This window comes from Paraclostridium dentum, from assembly GCF_048568265.1.
Taxonomy (GTDB): domain Bacteria; phylum Bacillota; class Clostridia; order Peptostreptococcales; family Peptostreptococcaceae; genus Paraclostridium; species Paraclostridium dentum.
Genome location: NZ_CP183813.1, coordinates 269,515 through 290,943, shown reverse-complemented (window position 1 = coordinate 290,943; position 21,429 = coordinate 269,515). Strand labels below are relative to the sequence as shown.

The following is a 21,429-nucleotide window of genomic DNA, read 5'->3' as shown; positions in this document are numbered from 1 at the left end:
ACAAATCATTGCAATTACTGTAAATACTTATTTACATACGTAAAGATTTATTTACAAATCATCTTCCTTTATATTATACTTTTTAATTTTATTCATAACTGCAGTGTGAGATATTCCTAGTATTTTTGCACTTGATCTATAACTTTTATTTAAATCATATACTTTCATAATTATTTCTTTTTCATATCTTTCCATTTCTTCTTTTAATGAATTAAATTCTATCTCTTCATCTTCTTCTATAAAACTATCAGTAATATCTTCATCTTTATATATAGAGTCTATAACAATATGTTGAGTAGTTAAAATATCCCCATTGCATAAATTCATAGCTCTCTCAATTAAATTTTGAAGTTCTCTTACATTCCCTGGCCAATTATAACTCATTAACTCATCTATAAATTCTTTCTTAAAACCCCTTATATCTTTGTTTAACTTCTTATTAAGTTTATTTATAAAAAATTGAACTAATATAGGTATATCATCTAGTCGTTCTTTTAAATTTGGGATCTTAATAGGAATTACATTTAATCTATAATATAAATCTTCTCTAAAAGTTCCATCTTTTATCATCTTTTCAAGATTTTTATGAGTAGCCGCTATTACCCTAACATCAACAGCTTCTTCTTTGCTACTTCCGATTTTTCTTATTTTTCCTTCTTGTAAAACTCTAAGCAGTTTAGCTTGAAGAATCATTGATAATTCTCCTATTTCATCTAAAAATATAGTTCCTTTATTAGCTTCTTTAAATAAACCTTCTTTACCGCTTTGCATTGCTCCTGTAAAACTTCCTTTTTCATATCCAAATAGCTCACTTTCTAATAAACTATCTGGCAGTGCAGCACAGTTAATAGCTACAAATCTTTCATCTTTTCTATCACTTAATTTATGAATGGCATTTGCAAAGAGTTCTTTCCCTGTACCACTATCTCCTCTTAATAAAACAGTAGAATTACTCTTAGCAATTGTTGTAGTTACTTTTTTCACTTTACCCATGCTTTTACTATTTCCAATTATATCTTTAAACGGACCATCATCATTATTTTTATTTATTATTTTAACAAGTTGTTTAGCTTTATTAACATCTTTAATAGAAATAACTGCTCCAACAGTTTCATCATAATCGTTAGTTATTCTTCTACCTGTAGTAATATAACTACTTGTGGTGTCTCCATGTTTTAAACTAGATTTTATATTGTCATACTCTATGCCCTTATTAACTAAATCCGCAATTATATCATCATTGCCTACAATATCTCTAATATCTCTACCTACTACTTCTGCTTTTTTATAATTAAATAATTCTTGGCAGTAATTATTAAATATGTTAATTTTGAAGTTCTTATCAATAGATATAATTCCTTCATCTACTGAGTTAATAACTGCAAGAAGTTGTCTCTCATTTTTTTCGTAAGATAAAAGTTCTACTTCATTTACTGATATTACATCTGCTATGCTACAAATAGCTTCTTTTAATATTTCTTTAGTTTTTGCATCGATATCATTTATCTTTATACAAACCTTTGTAGGAAAAACTTCCATAGATACTAAATCTATCTTTTTATTGTAAAGCTTGTACAAAATCTCGGTTGTAATTCCAAATCTATCTTTTGTATTTACTTCAAACCTAACCATACAAACGTCTCCCTTTTATATTAAAACCAACTAATTTGAGTTTTTTCATATTTATTTTTATAATCATTTATAATATCCTTCATATCATATAAAAGATTATATTTTTCACACTCTTCTTTAAAAGTATTCCATAGTTTCTCATAATTTGTAGCCCCATTTTCATAAGATTCTCCATAAGCTTTTATATACTTTTTATCTAAGTCCTCATCTGGAAATATCTTTCTTAATTGCTCAAAATAATACTCCCTTTGATTTTGTCTTAACGTTACTCCTAGCCCATAAGTGAATACAAATTTAGCTCCAGATTCATAGGCCTTTTTAATAATATTTTTTATATTATCTTCATTATCATTAATAAAAGGAAGTATAGGCATTAATAAAACACCTGCATATATTCCATTATCTGAAAGTTCCTTCAAAGCTTCAAATCTTTTAGATGTTGGGCATACATTGCTTTCTATCTTTTTGCATAAATTATCATCATATGTAGTTATAGTTATCTTTATAATAGTAGGTGAATGACTTTGTATTCTTTTTAATATATCTATATCTCTAGTTATTAAATCACTTTTAGTAGCAATTGATATTCCAAATCTATTTTCATCTACTGCTTTTAAAGCTTCTCTTGTTAACATAAATTTCTCTTCAAATGGGTTGTATGGATCACTCATAGCACCTGTACCTACAACCCCTTTTGTTTTCTTTGACTTAAGTTCCTTTTTTATTGTTTCAGTTGAATTTTCTTTAATTCTAACTCTATCAAACTCTATTATTTGATAGCAGTTGCTTCTTGAATCACAGTATATACAACCATGGCAACAACCTTTATATATATTCATCCCATAATTAATACCAAACCAATTTGGGTTTTCTTTATATCCAGATACAATAGTCTTTGCAGGTATAAACTCCATCGATACCTCAACCCTTTCCATATTAGCTTTTTGCTTAATACGGTTTTACCATATATAATTTTTAAAATCAACAAAAAACTCATATCCAATGGACATGAGTTTTATTTAATGTATATTTATATTGTTTTATCAGTTTTAACTATATTTGTAATTAATAAACTTAAAAGTATCAAAATTATACTTACAATCCAAGGCTTTAATCCGAAGTTATTAAATAATAAGTTAATACCAGCAATTGTAATTAAAGCATAGCTAATAGATATTAATATTCCATTTTTAGATTTTTTACTCGATAAAATCATTCTTATACTTAATGTAAACATTCTTATACCTATAAATGCCATAAGTACGCCTACAATATCTTGAATTATATAGTAATAATGAAACTCCATATTAATTTCTCCTTTTTATATAGCGTCTTCAACTTCTCTCATCATAACAACTTCTTCTTCTGTGTATGTTTTCATTGTAAATCCTGTAACTCCATATATAAATGTTATTAAAGGAGTTATCCAGTTTAAGAAACAGTATGGAATAAATTCAAAAGAACTAACTCCTAAAGTCTGACTACAAAATATTGCATTTGAATTCCATGGAATTAGTGGAGCCCCTAAGGTTGCAGTATCTTGTATAATCCTAGATAAGTTTTCAGGTTTTAAATTAAATTCCTTGTATAAAGGTTCCATTATAGTTCCTACAAATACAGATGTAAACATCATAGAAGAACTAAACGCATTTGCAAGATAACTAGATATAAATGTAGTTCCAATTAATTTAGTTCTAGACTTTCCTATCTTACTTAACATAGGTTGTAATAAAACTTCTAAAAACCCTGTCTTTTGTAAAATTCCAGCTATAACAAATACTATAAATACTAATAATACAGTCTCTGCCATACTCATTATTCCACCACGATTTAATAGTTTATCTGTATATTCAAGACCTGTATCTATAGAAAAACCATTAAGCATATAATTTAATAACTTACTAATACTTTCGCCTTCTTGGAAAAATGCTATAATTGCACCTGCTACTCCAGAAGCTAGTATAGAAACTATAGATGGCTTTTGTAAAAGTAATAGAATAAGTAAAAATATTATTGGTATTATTGAAACAAATCCTATATTGAAATTAGCTTTTAAAACTTCCATTACTTGATTTATTTGATTGTAATCTATAGTATTATTAGCATATTTAAATCCTATAACTGTATATAAAACTACACAAATTATATAAGCTGGAACTGCTGATAAAGTCATATGTTTTATATGAGTTATTACATCAGTTTTACAAACTGCTGCTGATAAGTTCGTAGAGTCTGAAAGAGGAGAAATCTTATCTCCGAAAAACGCACCAGATATTATAGCTCCAGCTGTTAACCCAGCAGGAACCCCCATACTAGTTCCAATACTCATTAAGGCTATCCCTGAAGTACCTAAAGTCCCCCATGAAGTACCAGTAGCTATAGATGTTAAAGAACATACTATTAATGTTGTAACTAAAAAATATTTAGGTGTTATTATAGCAAGTCCACTATACACTATCGTTGGAATAGTTCCAGCTGCTATCCATGTAGCAATCAATACTCCAACAGAAAGTACAATTATATTCGATTGAAATGCACCTTTCCCAACATCAAATCCCATTTCTTCAATTTCACTATTCGTGTAACCTAACTTCATAGCAGCAGGAACTACTATTAACCATGATAATAAAAACATTGTTGTTATAGATGCCTTAAAAACAACCATTCCAACTGTAGTTAAAGATATAATTGCAACCATTACTAACACCGCAAACTGAAATGTAGGTTTTCTTTTTTCTATGTTTTTGCTCATTTTAACTGTCCATCCTTCTTAATCTCTTTTATTTGTATGTAATTGATAAGTACACAATGTTTTTGATATCCTTTTCCCAAAGTGTTAAAAATCACCATCCTTATCATTTTGTCTCATAATACTATTAAGCAATATCTATGCCAAATTAATTTTTTTTTAAATTCATTACGTATAATCATTGGAATTTAAATAAATGTTTTTTTATTTTATTAAGAAATCCTTTTTTAATTCAATTTAGCTAATTATTAGATTTCGTTATATATTTAACCCATTAAGCAAATAAAAAGGTTTAACGGGTTAAATAGGACACCCTTTAAACCTTTTTAACTAATTTTATATTTCAAATTCTGTATTATTTTTATCTATAAATCCTACCTTTACATCACAAGAAAATACTTCTTTTAATAAACTTGCTAATTCATCTCTTGCTGACATAACACTCTCATAGTTTTTATCCGTAAATCCATCTATAGGGAAAAATATGTTTTTACTTTCATTAGTAATTTTTCCTTGCTCGCTTTGTCTCCATATCCATCTTCTTGTTCTTACATTATCTCCAGCTGAATAAATTAACTCTCCATCTTCCAAAATTTCTTTTTCTTCAGTTCCTAAAGGAATAAAACTATCCCCTTCTTTAGAAAATCTAACCTCTATATCTCCATCTAATGTGTCTATATCATGTGCTCCTAATGGAACCATGTTTTTTAAAGATACTGCATTTCCTAAATCTACAATAGGGCTTATGTTAGGTATCCCTTTACCTTTAGATGTTCTAGTAAGCATAGCTTCAATAGAACTCATAAATTTATTTGGGTTAATTCCTAATTCTTTAAATGCATCTCTATAATATAATATCCCCTCTAGTTCCTTAACCTTAGTATCTTTAAATTTATCTTCACAGTTTTTTATTGATTGATTTAATTTTTCTACAATATCATCTTTTACTAAGCTATTATCAATTCCCTTTGCTACTATAACTCCAAAACAAACATTATCTAATTTTTCAAATACTTCACTTGATACACTAAATTTCATATTAATCCTCCAAAACTTTGAGTTCTATTTATAACAAAACTCGTATTTTACTACCATGTTTATTATAAAAAATAATAGACATTCCAGTAGCTGGAATGTCAATATCTTTTTACTAGTATTTGTATTTCTGTTACATACTCTGAAGAATTTGTAGTTAATCCTGAATCAACTAATGTTATTTCTATTGAATCCTCTAATATTTCATAGTTGTTTTGTTCTATATATTTTAAAATTCTTTCATAATAAATATCAGAATCATCATGTAGTCCATTAAATCTTAAGCATATGTATTTTCCTTTAGGTAAAATTTTGCTTATTTCTTTACTATATTTTTTGTTTTCTACAAAAATGAAAGTTGAGTCATAATCTTTAAATAATTTATTTTTTAATTTATCTTTAGATATAGAAACCCCTACTTCTCCTAAAAATATAGATGATTTTTTATTTGCCTTATTTTCTAGCTTTCTAATAGAAATCTCTAAGTCTTTGTTTGTCTTAACTTCTTCCTTTAATAAAACAATAGACCTCTCTTCAATATCCGCTTCTATTATTTTATTTATTTTTTCATAGTCTATTGAATCTTTTATTTTACTAATTCTACCCTTAACTTTATTTTGTATAATTTCTAATTCTTCTATCTTTTTCTTAATTGCTTCTTCTTGAATTTGGAATAATTTAAGAGTATTATTTATACTTCTATTATCTAAATGAGATTTTATTTTACTTAGTGCTATTCCCATACTTTTTAGATAAATTATAGTATTTAGTTTTTCAAATTGATTTGTTGTGTAGTATCTATAGTTATTTTTTTCGTCTATATAACTTGGCTTAAATAAGTCTATTTCATCATAATATCTTAATGTTTTTTTATTAATATCAAATAAAATTGCTATTTCTCCTATTGTAAATAAATCTTTTATATTAGTTTTATTGCTCATTTATATCCTCTCTATAATCAATGTTTTTTAGTTAATTATATCATTGAGTGTGTTTTTAGTGATTAAGTTACAGAATTAAATTTAGATTAATTATATAATTTAGAAAATTCATTTTTTTAAACGGAGGTAAATATATGGCTAAAATAAAAAGAAAAGCAATTGTTGATACTGATCTTTGTGTAGCTTGTGGTTCATGCGTAAAAGTGTGTCCACTTCAAATCATAAATATAGAACAAGGAGTATTCGCAAAAATAGATACTGAAAAATGTGTTGGTTGCGGAAAATGTGCTAAATCTTGTCCAGCATCAGTTATAAATATTAAAACTATGGAGGTTGTCTAATATATGAAGAAAAATAAAAAGAAACTTATAGATTACATGTGGATTTTGAGTGTAGCTTATTTAACATTAGGACTTTTTAATATATTATTTGCATGGTTAGGACTTTTATGCTTCTCAATTCCTTTAATAATCGCTCTAGCTGGTGGAGGGAAAAAATATTGTAATGTTTACTGTGGTAGGGGGCAAATGTTGGACCTAATGGGTACTAAACTTAAACTTTCGAGAAATAAAGATATCCCTAAATTCTTGAAAAGCAAATGCTTTAGATATGGATTTTTAATATTTTTCTTAACTATGTTCGTATCTATGCTGAATACTACTTACTTAGTGTTTAGTAGTGCAAAAGACTTAAAAGAAGTCATTGCTTTAATATGGACATTCAAAGTGCCTTGGCATTGGGCTGATGTAAGTATGGTTTCGCCATGGGTTGCTCAATTTGCATTTGGATTTTATAGTATGATGCTTACATCTTCAATACTTGGTATTATAACTATGATGCTATATAAACCAAAATCTTGGTGTGTTTACTGTCCAATGGGAACTATGACTCAACTTATTTCAAAAGCAAAGTATAAACCTATAGAAGGCTTTGGTTGTGAATCAGGTTGTACTTCTTGCTCTACCGGATGTAACATAAAGTAAATAAAAAACAGACCCCGGACAAAAGGGGTCTATTTTTTAATAGTTAACATTTTATTTTTTCTTATAAGCTGTATTTATAAGAGGTAAGCTAGTTCTAAACTCTTTATCAAATCTATAGTAAGCATTTGCTGTTGCAGGTGCTGTTGGTATTGCTGTTATTTCACCTATACCTTTAGCTCCATATGCCAATCCATCTTTATTTTTCTCTATTATTATAGGCTCTATTGGTGGAGCATCTGTTGATTTAAAAAGCCCTAATGTTCCATATTTAGCTTTAGGTACACAATTTTCTAATGGATAAGTTTCTGTAAGTGCGTATCCTAACGACATTACCACTCCACCTTCGATTTGACCTTCAACATTAATTGGATTAACTGCCCTACCAACATCATGTGCAGCTATAACTTTTTCTAACTTTCCATTTTCATCTAATATTACAACTTGAGTAGCATATCCATAAGCAACGTGACTTACTGGATTTTCTTTATCAGATCCCATTCTATCTGTCACACTAGAATATGTTCCTAAAAACTCTTTCCCTTCTAAGTCATTTATTGTTTTCCCAGAATCTAATTCCTTTTTAAGTTGAAGACATGCATTTTTAGTTGCCTCTCCTGTAAATACAGTTTGTCTAGATGCTGTAGTATTTCCTGAATCAGGAGTTAAATGAGTATCAGGCGCTTGGTATATAACATCTTCTGGTTTTAAACCTGTAGTCTGACAAAGCATTTGAATCATAGTCGTTGCTAATCCTTGACCTATACAAGATGCACTTGTTCTTAAATGTATTTTCCCAGCTTTTATAGCTAACTTACATCTACCTATATCAGGTATTCCTACTCCTACTCCTGCATTTTTCATAGCACAAGCTATTCCTGCATAAGGGTATTTATCATACTCTTCCTTAACAGCCTCTAGTGTTTCTACCATAGCTGTTCCTTCATCTGCTATTTGTCCATTTGGCAATACTTGCCCTGGTCTTATAGCATTTCTATATCTTATCTCCCATGGAGATATTCCTACCATTTCCGCTAGTAAATTTAAGTTAGATTCTGTGGCAAAACAACTTTGTGTTACTCCAAATCCTCTAAATGCTCCTCCTGGAGGATTATTTGTATATACAGCCTTACCATGTATATCTATATCTTGATAATTATAAGGTCCTGCTGCATGTGTACATGCTCTCTCTAATACTGGTCCTCCTAGTGATGCATATGCCCCAGTATCTGAAACTATTGTAGCTTTTAGTGCTGTTAAGTATCCATTTTCATCACATGAAGTTGTAAATTCCATCTCCATTGCATGCTTCTTTGGATGCACTATTATACTTTCTTTTCTAGTTAACTGAACCTTTACATACTTCTTCGTGTGATATGCAAGTAAAGCAGCATGATGTTGAACACTCATATCCTCTTTACCTCCAAATCCTCCGCCTACCATTTTATTTATTACTCTAACTTTTTCATGTGGAAGGCCTAACATATCTGCACACTCATGTTGAGTTGCATATACTCCTTGATCCGATGAATATATTATTACACCATCATCTTCATAAGGACCAGCTACTGCACATTCTGGTTCTAAAAAAGCATGTTCATTAAATGGAACAGAATATCTTCTTGTTACTACATGCTTAGAATTTTTTATTTTTTCATCAGCATTTCCTCTTACTAACTCTTTTTCTACTAAAATATTTCCACCTTCATGAATTTCAGGAGCATCTTCCTTTAAAGCTTCTTCTGGACAAGTTAAAGGTTTTAATTCTTCATACTCAACTTTTACTAACTTCTTAGCTTCTTCTAGTGCTTCCTTTGATTTTGCAGCTACTAATGCTACTGAGTCACCTAGATATCTAGTAATTTCACCTTCTGGAATTAACGTATCCCAGTCTTTCTTTAAGTGCCCTACTTTTATTGTTCCAGGTATATCTTTAGCGGTTAATACAGCTACTACACCTGGATATTTTTTAGCTTCTTCTATATCAATTTTTTTTACTAAAGCCCTTGGATACATAGTTCTTACTGCAGATCCATAAATCATTCCATCTATTCTAATATCATCTACATACTCTGCTTTACCTAAAGTTTTTGCTACTGCATCTACTCTATGTAATTTATCTCCAACAAGTCCCTTACACTCAACTTTTGGAACTTCTATATTTTCTCTAAGAATTTTAGCAGCTTGCTTTACTGCTTCTACTATCTTTACATATCCTGTACATCTACATATGTTTCCTCTTAAGGCTTTTCTTATTTCTTCTTCTGTTGGATCTGGATTTACATCTAGCAATGCTTTAGAACTTATTACCATCCCAGGTATGCAGAACCCACATTGTACTGCTCCTGCATTTGTAAATGCATATGCATATGCATCCATTTCTTTCTCAGACATTCCTTCTATGGTAATAATATTTTTACCTACTAACTTTTGTGTATTAAATACGCAAGCTTTTGTAGCTTTCCCATCTATAATAACCATACAAGTTCCACATGCACCCTCTGCACATCCATTTTTTACAGAAGTTATGTTCATATCTTCTCTTAAAAACTCTAATAGTTTTTTATTTTCTTTTGCTTGAACAGTTTCCCCGTTTAATGTGAATTCAAACATATATGACCCCCTAGTTTATAGTTCTTACTATATACTTTCCAGTAGGATGTTCTACTGTTAACTTTCCTTCTTTTATAACTTCAATCCCCCTTAAAAATACATGCCTAAACTGGCAATCAACTTCGTATCCTTCGTATGGAGTATAGTCCGTATTTTGAGTTTGATTTTCTGCACTTATTGTATTTTTTATTTCAGGATCTATAACCACTATATCTGCATCGCTACCCACTTCAATGCTTCCTTTTTGAGGATACATTCCAAATAACTTTGCTGCTTTTGTAGATGTTAACTCTACAAATTTATTCATACTTATTTTTCCTTCTTTAACCCCGTATGTATATAAAAGACCCATTCTATGTTCAACTCCTGGGCCTCCATTTGGAATTTTGCTAAAATCATTTATCCCAATATCCTTTTGCCCTTTATAATTAAATGAACAATGGTCTGTTCCTATAGCATCAATGTCTCCCTCTTCTAAAGCTTTCCATAAAGCATCATTGTCTGCTTTTTTTCTAAGCGGCGGTGACATTACATACTTAGCACTTTCAAACCCATCTAAATCATATAATTTATCATCTAAAAGTAAATATTGTGGGCAAGTTTCCGTATATACTTTAACCCCATCCAACCTAGCTTTTTTAACTTCTTGTAATGCATTCTTCGAACTTAAATGAACTACATATACAGGTGCATTTGCAGTCTTTGCAATTTTCATTAATCTATAAGTAGCCTCTATCTCTACATCTGATGGTCTACTTAGTTGGTGGTATTTAGGTGACAATTGATTATTCTTTTTACACTCATTTATTAGCTCACTTATTATATCTCCATTTTCGCAGTGGAATCCTATAAGCACTCCTAACTCCTTAGCTCTTTTCAAAGCTTTGAATATAATTCCATCATCAACTTGTAGTGTATCCTTATACGCCATATACATTTTAAATGATGTAACACCCTCATTTATCATATCTTTCATTTCTTTGGATGTATTATCATTCCAATCTGTTATAGCCATATGAAATCCATAATCTGAATAGCATTTTCCCCTAGATTTATCATGCCATTCTCTAAGCCCATCATTTAACGTATGTCCTTTTGATTGAGTAGCAAAATCTAGTATTGTAGTTGTACCTCCAACTATAGCTGCTTTAGTTCCTGTTTCAAAATTATCAGCTGTTATTGTAGTTCCAACATCTAAGTCAAAATGAGTATGGGTATCTATTCCTCCAGGTACAAGATAGCACCCATTTATAGGCACTATCTCATCTCCTTCTTTAAATAAATTAAACCCAATTTCAGCTATTTTTTCATTTTCAATTCTTAAATCTGCTTTATAGGATTTTACATCCGTTACTATTATTCCACCTTGTAAAATTAGCCCCATTTTAATTTCCTGCCTTTACTTTGCTTCTACAGCACCCATTTGCATTGTTAATGCTCTCTTTGGACATCGTGTTACGCATAATCCGCATCCAAAACATTTATCTTCATCTATAACCATTTCATCTCCAACTTCAATTGCTTCGTATACACAACTTGTTACGCATTTCTTACACTTTATACATTTATCTTGATCTACTTGAGGAGCTACTGCATGAGTTCTAAATTCCATCTCTTGAACTTTCTTATGTGCTAATCCTTTTATTTCATTTACATCTGAATATCCATTCGCTTCTAAGAATTCGTTTAATTCTCTAGCTATTTTTCCGTATACTTGTGGTCCTTTAAGTATTGCTTCTGTACAAGTTTGTACTGCTGAAGCCCCAGCCATCATCATTTCAGCAACATCTCTTCCGCAAGTTATTCCACCTACACCTATTATTGGTATATTTACAACTTTAGAAGCTTCGTATATACATCTTACTGCTAATGGTCTTATTGGAGCTCCAGATAGCCATCCGTATCCTGTTTTACTTCCCATTATAGGGAATCCTGTTTCAACATCTATTGCCATACATGGTCCAAATGAATTTATCATTACAAGTCCGTCTGCCCCTGCTTCTTCAACAGCTTTTGCTATTGTTTGTATATCAGTGTGAGGGCTCATTTTCATAAATACTGGTACGTCTAATGCAGCTTTTGCAGCTTTTAAAGCATTTACTATAGGTGTAACATCTGTTCCTACATAATGTGTAGACAATTCAACTGCATCTGCATAAGGCTTAACAAGTGGTGCTACTTTAGCGATATCTTCTGCTGTATATCCCATACTTATTATTACTGGAACTCCTGCACTTTTAGCTTTTGCATATTCTTCAGCTATCCATTGTTCCTTTGGTAATTCAGACCATAACTCTGTATTTAAGAAACCACCGTTAGTATTTGCCATACATGGTCTTGGTACGTCTGCTGGAAGTACAGATATAGTTTTTGTACATATACCTCCTGCTCCACCTTTTACAGCTTCTATACATAAATCTCCATCTTTAGCTCCTGGTCCTGCTGCTGTCATTATTGGATTTGGAAACTCCATATCGTGTATTTTAACTTGTAAATTTGCCATTTTTAAATCTCCCCTTTTCATTTTTGTTTATATTTTCACAAAACTTATTCTAATTAATATATTTAAACTGCTTTCTCGTCTGTTTCATTATCATTGTTTGATTCTTTTTTGCTTCCTAATTCATTAAAGAATATGTTCAGTATAACTGCTGCTAAACTTCCTGTTGTTATACCACTATGGAATATTGTTTGCACCCAATTTGGGAAGTTATGATAAAAATCAGGATTTGCTAAAGGTATCATCGCCAACCCTACACTTATTGCTACAATTACTCCATTTTTTGTCCCATTGAATTCAACTTTGCTTAAAGTTCTTATTCCTCCTACTAAAACCATCCCAAACATCGCAAATCCTACTCCACCAAGAACCTGTTTAGGTATTGCTGCTATTATTGATGCAAATTTAGGTATAAATCCTAATACTAATAAGATAATCCCTGCATGTATCGCTACGTATCTTGACTTTATTCCCATCAATCCAACAAGCCCTGTATTTTGAGCAAATGGAGTTATTGGAAATGAGTTGAATATACTAGATAGAAAAGTTGATATACCATCTCCTCTTAATGCTCTTTTTATGTTTGCACCATCTATCTCTTTATCTACCATCTCATGTATTGCCATCATGTTTCCTAACGATTCAGTCATTAGTACTAACATTATTAGACCTAAAGATATTACTGCTGATGGTTCAAATACTGGCATACCAAATTTTAAAGGTACATTAACACTAAACCAACTTGCACCAGCTACATTACTAAAGTCAGCCATACCTAATACACCCGCTAGTACTGTTCCGATTACTATTGCAAAAAGTATTGCTGCACTATTCCAAATCCCTTTTAAATACTTAAATAACACAATAGTTATAGCTAAAACAGCTAGTGCTAATCCTACTTGAGCCGGCTCAGCTGGACCTACTTTACTATCAGTTATCCACTTAATCCCAACTGGTAATAGAGATACCCCGATTACCAGCACTACTGTTCCTGTGACTACTTTTGGGAAAAATCTTATTATTTTTTCAAATATTGGAGCTATTATTATACAAAACAATCCTGCTGCCATAACTGCTCCAAATACAGTTTGCATAGCTAGATTTGGGTCTTGATATGATGAAGCGATAGATGTCATGGCTGCAACAGCCGCAAAGCTAGTTCCTTCGATTACCGGAATCTTAGCACCTGCAATATTTCCTATACCAAAAGCTTGTATCAGCGTTCCTACCCCCGCCATAAATATACAAGCACTAATTAAAAAAACTATACTTTCATGGTCTAGTCCTGCAGCACTTCCTACCATCATAGGAACTGCCACCGCTCCTGCACACATTGCTAATACGTGTTGTAATGAGAATATCCACGACTTGGATACCGGTATTCTCTCATCAACCGGAGCTATTTTAGGGCTTTTTTCTTGAGACATTTATAGTCCCCCTTTTATATTATTTTTTTATATTCTATCCCACAATTTGTTGCTCATCTCTCTACTCTTTGCTAATATTGACTCTTCATCAATATTTAATAAAATTCTATCCTTCATTAATACTTTTCCATTTACAATGGTTGTATCAACGCTTCTTCCTGTCATACCAAATATTATATGTCCATTTTCTGTATTTTCATTAAGTGGAGTGTGCGGTATATAATCTACAACTATTACATCAGCATATGCTCCCTCTTTTAAAACCCCTAGGTCTTTTTTATAATGCTTACTAGCTATTTTTCTATTGTTTTCAAATAACATAGTTGGAGCTTCTGCCCATCCAACTCTTGGATCTCTTAGTTGATGTTTGTGTATTATATTTGCAACCTTCAAAGACTCAAACATATCACTTGTATATCCATCAGTTCCTAATCCAACAGTTATTCCTTTGTTTAATAAATGAACTACAGGAGCACAACCAACTGCATTTCCCATGTTAGATTCTGGATTATGTACAACAAAAGATTTATTTTCTTTTATTAATTCCATTTCTTCAGAATCTATATGAATACAGTGAACTGCTATAGTTTTATCATTTAAAACATTAAAATCATTTAATCTTTGTACAACCTTTTTATTGTATTTTTCTTTATTTATAATTACATCATCTATCCCCTCTGCTGTATGTACATGATATCCAGCATCTAGGTTAGCCATTTCATTTGCACATTTTTCTAAAGTTTCATCAGATAATGTAAAAGCTGCATGAAGTCCAAACATACCTTTTACCATATCTGATTCATCATTTTGAGCAAATTTTATTAAATTAACGTTTTCCTGAATTCCTTGATCTATCGTCTTTAACCCATCCCTATCAGATACTTCATAACAAAGATTAGTTCTAATTCCTAAATCCTTAGCTACATCTTTTATAGTAAATAAACTTCCCTCTATAGCAAATGGACTCGCATGGTGATCAAATACTGTTGTAACTCCATTTTTTATACAATCTATATAAGTTGCATAAGCACTATATTTTGTATCTTCTAAAGTAAGTTTTTTATCTAATCTCCACCATAAGTTTTCTAGGATTTCCATAAAATTTTCTGATGGTTTTCCTGGTACAGCCATCCCCCTAGCAAAAGAACTATATATATGCATATGAGTATTTATAAGCCCTGGCATTATTACCTTTTTATTCGCATCTATAAACTCATGACATGAGTACTTTTCCTTCATTTCTTTGGTTGAACCAATCTCTTTTATAATATTTCCTTCGATAACTACACAACCGTCATCCATATATGGATTTTGCTCATTTTTAGTTATCAATCTCCCATTTCCAACTAATATCATGTTTTGATACCTCCTAAGGTTATCTCAATACTTTACCAGCCTTAATATGTTTATATTCATTTTCTTCAATTACACAGTTTCCATTTATGATTACATAATCTATACCTATTGGATATTGAGTAGAATTAATATAATCATCACACCCTGAAACTTTGTCTTTATCAAATATAACTATATCTGCAAAGTATCCCTCTTTTAGTTGACCTCTATCTTTTATACTGAAACTTTGTGCAGCTTTTTTAGTCATTTTATGAACTGCTTCTTGTAAAGTCAATACTCCTAATTCTCTAACATATCTTCCTAATATTTTAGGGAATGATCCATATGCTCTTGGATGTGGCTTCCCTGATAATAGACCATCTGTACAAACATTTTGTTCTTCTCTCTTCATAAAAGTTATAATATGTTCTTCTAATCCATAAAAATCTACCATTCCAACTGCATTTTCTTCTTCTAATAATAGGTCCATAGTAGCATCAACAGGATCTTTACCTCTCATTTCACCTATTTCTAATAGACTTTTACCTATTGTATTTTCATTCTTTTTATTCTTTACACTTGTAACAAAAATTTGATCTATTCCTGCAAATTGAATAAAGTTATCCCAACCTTCTATTCCATTTTCGATATCTTTTTTCATTCTATTTCTATCATCTTCATTTTGTAATCTTTCTAATAGTTTATCTGTCCCACCTGAATGTGCCCAAGGAGGAAGAACTACTCCAAGCATAGTACTACCTGCAGCATATGGATATTGGTCAAATGAAACTTTTATACCTTCTGATTTGACTTTCTCCAATAACTCTAAAACTTGTGGTATGTACTTCCAGTTATCTTTTCCACATACTTTAAAATGTGAAAAATGAACCTTAACCCCAGATTCTTTTCCTATAGTTATTATTTCCTCCATAGATGTAAGAATCGTATCAGCTTCACTTCTTTGATGAACAACAAATACTCCATCATATTTTGCAACAACCTTGCACATTTCTATTATTTCTTCAGTCATAGAGTAAGCACATGGTATATATATAAGCCCTGTAGATAATCCAATAGCTCCTGCTTTTAATTCTCTTTCTGTGATTTCACACATCTTTTGAATTTCTTCTTTAGTTGCTGGTCTATCTTCTAATCCCATAGCTTCCATTCTAATATTTCCATGAGGAACTAAGTAAGTTTCATTTAATCCTACTCCGTTATCTTCCATCATAGTAAGATAGTTATCAGTAGTTTCATATTCCCAATCTATCTCGTCACTTTCACCATCTAGGCCTGCTAGATTTTTTCTCCATGAAGGAATAAATTCCTTAGGAAGTGGGGCCATAGATATACCATCTTGGCCCAACACTTCTGTTGTTATTCCTTGTCTTATCTTTATTTCATTAAATGGATTTACTAAAATCATAAGGTCTGAGTGGCTATGAGTATCTATAAAACCAGGACATACTACTCTACCTCTTGCATCTATTATCCTATCTACATTTTCTGTAATTTCAGTTGATATTTTACTTATCTTATCATCATTAATTAACACATCACCTATAAATGGTTCTGTATTATTACCATCAACTACTAGCCCTTGCTTTATTAAAATTTTCATAACACTTACCCCTATTTATTTATTTTTTATAAACTGATTTAAGTATTCCGTAGTAACCTTCTGCTCCTATAAATAATTGTTCTTGTTCTATATATTCATCTATTGTATGAGCAAGATTTTCTTTTGAAGGTCCAAATCCTATTGTTTTTATTCCTGCCTCACCTGCATAGTGACTTCCATTTGTACAGAATGAGTATTGAGTTATTTGACTATCTATTCCAGCTTCTTTTAATCCTTTATATGCTGCTTGAACAAACTCATCTTGCTCATCATATAACCAACCTGGGAAGAATCTTTCACCTTCAATTTTATTTCCTGTGTAGCATCCTTCACATCCTATAGCATAAGAAACTTTAGCATCTAGTTCTGGATCTTCTTTCATCATTTCATCTAATAATGCTTGTATTGGAGCTAATACTCCTTCTTTAGTTTCTCCTACTAATAATCTTCTATCAAAAGTAGCTTTACAATAATCTGGTACTACTGAAGCCCCTGGGTATGGAGAAGATTTTATATCAGTTAAAACTAATATTCCAGGCCCTAATACTGGATGAGTAGGCGGCTCTAGGTTTTGTATTTTTTCTATTATCTTAGACATTTTATATACTGCATTTATTCCTTTGTGTGGGTTAGCAGAGTGAGCTGGTTTCCCGAAAGTTTCTACTACTATTTCTCCTCTACCTCTTTGCCCTATCTTTAAGTTAAGTTCTGAAGATTCCCCTATAACAACATAATCTGGCTTAACAGCTTCACTTATTTTTCTAGCTGCTATCCCTTCAAATATTTCTTCATGAACTACACCCGCTACATATAATTCACCTTCAAAATCTTTTTTTGTATCTTCTGCAAAGTATGAAACAGCAGCTATCATTGCACTTAACTGACCTTTCATATCAGAAGTACCTCTACCGTATATTTTCCCATCATTTATAACTCCACCAAATGGAGGAAATGTCCACTTGCTTTCATCTGGTACTTCTACTGTATCTATATGTCCATCAAATAATATTTTCTTTCCTTCTTTATTACCTTTGATACAACCTATTATGTTTCCATATTCATCTCTAAACCAACTATCAAACCCTAGTTTTTTAAAGTTTTCTTCTATTGCTTTAACTACATTTTCTTCATGACCTGAATAACTTGCATTTCTTATTAATGCTTGGCATAACTCAGTTAATTCTTGTTTTCTTTGCTCATTTAACATCCTATTAATCCCCCTTAATTTTTCTAATTATTATCTATATACTTGCACATTCTCCGTCCCAAACTATGCTTCTATATTTCTCTGGATCTGTGTCTCCTTCAGTGCTTATTAGTAATACTCTAGAATCTTTATCTAGTTTTAATGCTTCTCTAAGATCTTTTAATTTATCATCGCTCATCATAGCTGCTAATAATCCTGTTGTTACAGCTCCTGATTCTCCTGATATAACTTTTGTATCTCCTGTTAATGGATTTCCTAATACTCTCATTCCTTTAGCTGAAACCCAATCTGGTGCTGAAACAAAAGCTCCTGAATAGTTCTTTAATATTTCAAATCCTATTGTATTTGGCTCTCCACAAGCAAGACCAGCCATTATTGTAGGCATATCTCCACCAACAAATCTTGGTTTTCCATCTCCAGCTTCTGCAGATTTGTAGAAACAATCTGCTTCATCAGCTTCTACCACTACTGTTATAGGGCACTCATCAAACGCATTAGCTATGTATCCTTGTACTGCACCTGCAAGAGATCCAACTCCAGCTTGAACAAATACATGTGTAGGTCTTTCTACTCCGTACTCTTTTAATTGTTCAACTGCTTCTTTAGCCATTGTTCCGTATCCTTGCATTATCCAAGCAGGAATATCTTCATAGCCATCCCATGCTGTATCTTGAACTATAAGTCCTCCAACTTTTTTGGCATCTTCATCTGCTAATCTAACAGCATCATCGTAGTTAAGATCAGTTATACTTGCATCCGCTCCCTCTGCTTTGATGTTGTTTAATCTTGTTATTGATGATCCTTTTGGCATATAAACTACTGATTTTTGCTTTAATTTATTAGCAGTCCAAGCAACCCCTCTTCCGTGGTTTCCATCAGTAGCTGTAAAGAATGTCATATCTCCAAGTTTTTCTCTAACTTCATCAGATATTAATTTTTCATAAGTTAATTCTGATATATCCATTCCTAATTTTTCAGCCATGTGTCTTGCCATAGCAAACGATCCGCCTAGTACCTTAAATGCATTTAATCCAAATCTATATGATTCATCTTTTACGAAAACGCCTCCAACTCCTAAAACTTCAGCTAAATTATCTAATTTAACTAATGGTGTTTTTGTATATTGCGGGAAACTTTCGTGGAAAGATTTTACTTTACTTATCTCTTCATCATTTAAAAACTCTATAGTTTTTTCCTTATTCTCACTTTTTGGTAGGTTATTTAATTTCCATTTTATTTCTCTCATAATTCTCCCCCTTGTATAAATGTTTTCGTAATTTGTATAAAGCAATTAATATGCCAAACTTAAATTTATTTTCTTAACAAACCTTGAAACCCAGTTTTTCAAACTAAAACTTTGTTAATTCACTCACATTTTATCTTTACAACTCTCCTTGATATCTTTATTTATATAATAAAAAAATTCTCAAATCGGGAATTTTTACCAATTTGAGAATTTTCATTTTGGGAATTATTTAATTTTCATCTAGTTTTCTATATAAAGTAGATACCCCTATTCCAAGCTTTTTGGCTATTTCCTTTTTAGCTTTTGTATCTCTTCCATATTTATCAAGTATGCTATTTATATAAAATAGCTCTAATTCTTTCATAGTTAAAATATCTCCATAATTATCAATTCTTATTAAATTGCTATTATTAGTAATTTTATTTGTATCATTGATTTCTTTATTTTTGTTATTTTTTTCATAATAATTAATTATATCTATTGGCAACATATCCTCTGATATTATTCCATCTTCTCCGATTATATTCATCATATATTCTGCTGAGTTTTCTAATTCTCTTATATTTCCCGGCCAATAATAATTAATCAACTTATTCATCACAGATTCTTCAATTTTCTTTACACTTATGTCGAATTCTATTGAATATCTATTTAATATATTCATAAATATATCTTTAATATCTTCTTTTCTATCTCTAAGTGGTGGTAAGTTTATAGGCATTACATTTAATCTATAATATAAGTCACTTCTAAATTTACCGCTATTAACTAACTCTAATATATTTTGATTTGTAGCTGCTATTACTCTTATATCTAAATCGATAATTTTGTTAGAACCAATCCTAACTAACTTTCTCTCTTGTAAAACCCTTAGCAATTTTGCTTGTAAATGCACAGATAAATCTCCTATTTCATCTAAAAATATTACTCCTGTATTAGCTAACTCAAATTTTCCTATTTTACCTTCATTACTTGCACCACTAAAAGCTCCTTTTGCATATCCAAAAAGCTCACTTTCTAATAAGGCTTCCGGAATAGCTGCACAGTTTATAGCTATAAATGGTTTAGTACATCGATTTCCTTCTGCATGGATTGACTTTGCAATTAACTCTTTACCTGTTCCACTTTCACCCGTTATTAAAACTGTTGAATTAGATTGTGCAACTCTCTTAGTCCTAATTTTAACCAGTTTCATAGCTTCACTATTACCAATTATAGAATCTATTTTTTTAACTTCCCATTTAGTATTTATTTTCTGATCTTTACTTTCTTTAACTTCATCAAAAATTATAAGCTTATCATAATTATTAATATAAGGATGAACAGGTATTATCTTATATGTAGTATGATAAACTTTATCATCTATACTAAAGCTTAACATTTCATCATTATCTTCATTTTGTTCTATAGCTCTTATTTCTACTAACTTACCTATTGGATCATCAAAAATACTCAATCTTTTCTTTGCTATATTATTTATATATGATATCTTTCTTCCAGGATCTAAAATCAATACTCCTTTTTCAATATTATCAATTATGTCTCTAAACATTTCCATTTCTTTATCAACATACTTACTATCTTCAAACTCATTTACTTTTATAGAGATCAAATCTGAAATATGATGTATAAACTCTAAATAAGATTTTAATTTTTTACGTACTTCTTTTTTCTTTTCTTTATCAGTACTTATTGCACCTATAACACCAATTGTGCGGCCACTATACTTAATCGGTACAGCTAAAATCATTTTATCAAGGCACTTACTAAGCCTACTACAATTACTACAAATTTCATGACTAGCTATATCAACTACTGTTATATCATTTCCTGTACTAATAACTTGGCTATATATATAACCACTAGATACAAGAACTTCATCTTCTTTATATTTGTAAATCCCAGAACCCCCAATTCTGACTAACCTATCATCTACAATTTCAATATCTACATTCAATACGCTCGCTATTGTTTCCACGTATTTGGTCATCTCTTCTTGAACTTGCTTTAACATACTCCCCATTTGATATATTTCCCCTTTGTTAGTAAGTTTCACATATTGACTATATTTTATCATAATTGATTATCAAATATAATTAGCTAACTTATTAATTTACATAAACTTTTCAATTTACTTATTTTC

The 21,429-nt window shown here is 30.8% G+C and carries 17 protein-coding genes; 2 read left to right on the top strand and 15 right to left on the bottom strand.

The window, feature by feature from the left end:
- Positions 1 to 51: 51 nt before the first annotated feature.
- The 6 genes from ACN6I1_RS01285 to ACN6I1_RS01260 all read right to left on the bottom strand — a co-directional run bounded on the left by ACN6I1_RS01285 (position 52) and on the right by ACN6I1_RS01260 (position 6,357).
- Complete coding sequence (locus tag ACN6I1_RS01285; RefSeq protein ID WP_419742450.1) at positions 52 to 1,632, bottom strand: sigma 54-interacting transcriptional regulator; 1,581 nt, start codon at positions 1,630 to 1,632, stop codon at positions 52 to 54.
- Between the two features lie 20 nt (positions 1,633 to 1,652).
- Positions 1,653 to 2,546 carry a radical SAM protein gene (locus ACN6I1_RS01280; protein WP_419742449.1) on the bottom strand — a complete coding sequence of 298 codons (894 nt, stop codon included), beginning with the start codon at positions 2,544 to 2,546 and terminating at the stop codon, positions 1,653 to 1,655.
- Positions 2,547 to 2,662: 116 nt separating this feature from the next.
- Positions 2,663 to 2,938, bottom strand: coding sequence for a hypothetical protein (locus ACN6I1_RS01275; protein WP_025161815.1), 276 nt, complete (start codon positions 2,936 to 2,938; stop codon positions 2,663 to 2,665).
- Between the two features lie 15 nt (positions 2,939 to 2,953).
- Positions 2,954 to 4,384 (bottom strand): Na+/H+ antiporter NhaC, encoded by a 1,431-nt coding sequence (gene nhaC, locus ACN6I1_RS01270; RefSeq protein WP_419742448.1) that lies wholly within the window; start codon positions 4,382 to 4,384, stop codon positions 2,954 to 2,956.
- Positions 4,385 to 4,717: 333 nt separating this feature from the next.
- Positions 4,718 to 5,419, bottom strand: a complete 702-nt coding sequence (locus tag ACN6I1_RS01265; RefSeq protein ID WP_419742447.1) for a B3/4 domain-containing protein — start codon at positions 5,417 to 5,419, stop codon at positions 4,718 to 4,720.
- Between the two features lie 98 nt (positions 5,420 to 5,517).
- Positions 5,518 to 6,357 (bottom strand): MerR family transcriptional regulator, encoded by an 840-nt coding sequence (locus ACN6I1_RS01260; protein ID WP_419742446.1) that lies wholly within the window; start codon positions 6,355 to 6,357, stop codon positions 5,518 to 5,520.
- A gap of 134 nt (positions 6,358 to 6,491) precedes the next feature.
- Between ACN6I1_RS01260 and ACN6I1_RS01255 the strand changes: the two genes are divergently transcribed.
- The gene (locus ACN6I1_RS01255; protein WP_046822853.1) at positions 6,492 to 6,698 is read left to right on the top strand and encodes a 4Fe-4S binding protein; all 207 of its coding nucleotides are present in this window, start codon (positions 6,492 to 6,494) and stop codon (positions 6,696 to 6,698) included.
- 3 nt (positions 6,699 to 6,701) lie between these two features.
- On the top strand, positions 6,702 to 7,340 hold the full coding sequence (locus tag ACN6I1_RS01250; RefSeq protein ID WP_419742445.1) for a 4Fe-4S binding protein: 639 nt from the start codon (positions 6,702 to 6,704) through the stop codon (positions 7,338 to 7,340).
- Positions 7,341 to 7,391: 51 nt separating this feature from the next.
- On the opposite strand, the gene xdh is transcribed toward ACN6I1_RS01250, so the two are convergent.
- The 9 genes from xdh to ACN6I1_RS01205 all read right to left on the bottom strand — a co-directional run bounded on the left by xdh (position 7,392) and on the right by ACN6I1_RS01205 (position 21,309).
- Complete coding sequence (gene xdh, locus ACN6I1_RS01245) at positions 7,392 to 9,950, bottom strand: selenium-dependent xanthine dehydrogenase (protein WP_419742444.1); 2,559 nt, start codon at positions 9,948 to 9,950, stop codon at positions 7,392 to 7,394.
- 10 nt (positions 9,951 to 9,960) lie between these two features.
- Entirely contained in the window at positions 9,961 to 11,334 is a 1,374-nt protein-coding gene (gene hydA / locus ACN6I1_RS01240; protein ID WP_419742443.1) for a dihydropyrimidinase, read from the bottom strand.
- Positions 11,335 to 11,349: 15 nt separating this feature from the next.
- On the bottom strand, positions 11,350 to 12,453 hold the full coding sequence (locus tag ACN6I1_RS01235) for a 4Fe-4S binding protein (RefSeq protein ID WP_419742442.1): 1,104 nt from the start codon (positions 12,451 to 12,453) through the stop codon (positions 11,350 to 11,352).
- A 62-nt stretch (positions 12,454 to 12,515) separates the two neighbouring features.
- Complete coding sequence (locus tag ACN6I1_RS01230; protein ID WP_419742441.1) at positions 12,516 to 13,877, bottom strand: nucleobase:cation symporter-2 family protein; 1,362 nt, start codon at positions 13,875 to 13,877, stop codon at positions 12,516 to 12,518.
- A gap of 27 nt (positions 13,878 to 13,904) precedes the next feature.
- Positions 13,905 to 15,233 carry a putative aminohydrolase SsnA gene (gene ssnA, locus ACN6I1_RS01225; RefSeq protein ID WP_419742440.1) on the bottom strand — a complete coding sequence of 443 codons (1,329 nt, stop codon included), beginning with the start codon at positions 15,231 to 15,233 and terminating at the stop codon, positions 13,905 to 13,907.
- Positions 15,234 to 15,252: 19 nt separating this feature from the next.
- A complete protein-coding gene (locus ACN6I1_RS01220) occupies positions 15,253 to 16,833 on the bottom strand; it encodes an N-acyl-D-amino-acid deacylase family protein (protein WP_278548440.1) in 1,581 nt (526 codons plus the stop codon).
- 19 nt (positions 16,834 to 16,852) lie between these two features.
- Positions 16,853 to 18,040 carry a YgeY family selenium metabolism-linked hydrolase gene (locus ACN6I1_RS01215; protein ID WP_220796139.1) on the bottom strand — a complete coding sequence of 396 codons (1,188 nt, stop codon included), beginning with the start codon at positions 18,038 to 18,040 and terminating at the stop codon, positions 16,853 to 16,855.
- Positions 18,041 to 18,074: 34 nt separating this feature from the next.
- A complete protein-coding gene (gene dpaL, locus ACN6I1_RS01210) occupies positions 18,075 to 19,286 on the bottom strand; it encodes a diaminopropionate ammonia-lyase (RefSeq protein ID WP_021434055.1) in 1,212 nt (403 codons plus the stop codon).
- Between the two features lie 229 nt (positions 19,287 to 19,515).
- Positions 19,516 to 21,309: a sigma-54-dependent Fis family transcriptional regulator gene (locus ACN6I1_RS01205; RefSeq protein WP_220796138.1), complete on the bottom strand. Its 1,794-nt coding sequence runs from the start codon at positions 21,307 to 21,309 to the stop codon at positions 19,516 to 19,518.
- Between the last annotated feature and the right edge of the window lie 120 nt (positions 21,310 to 21,429).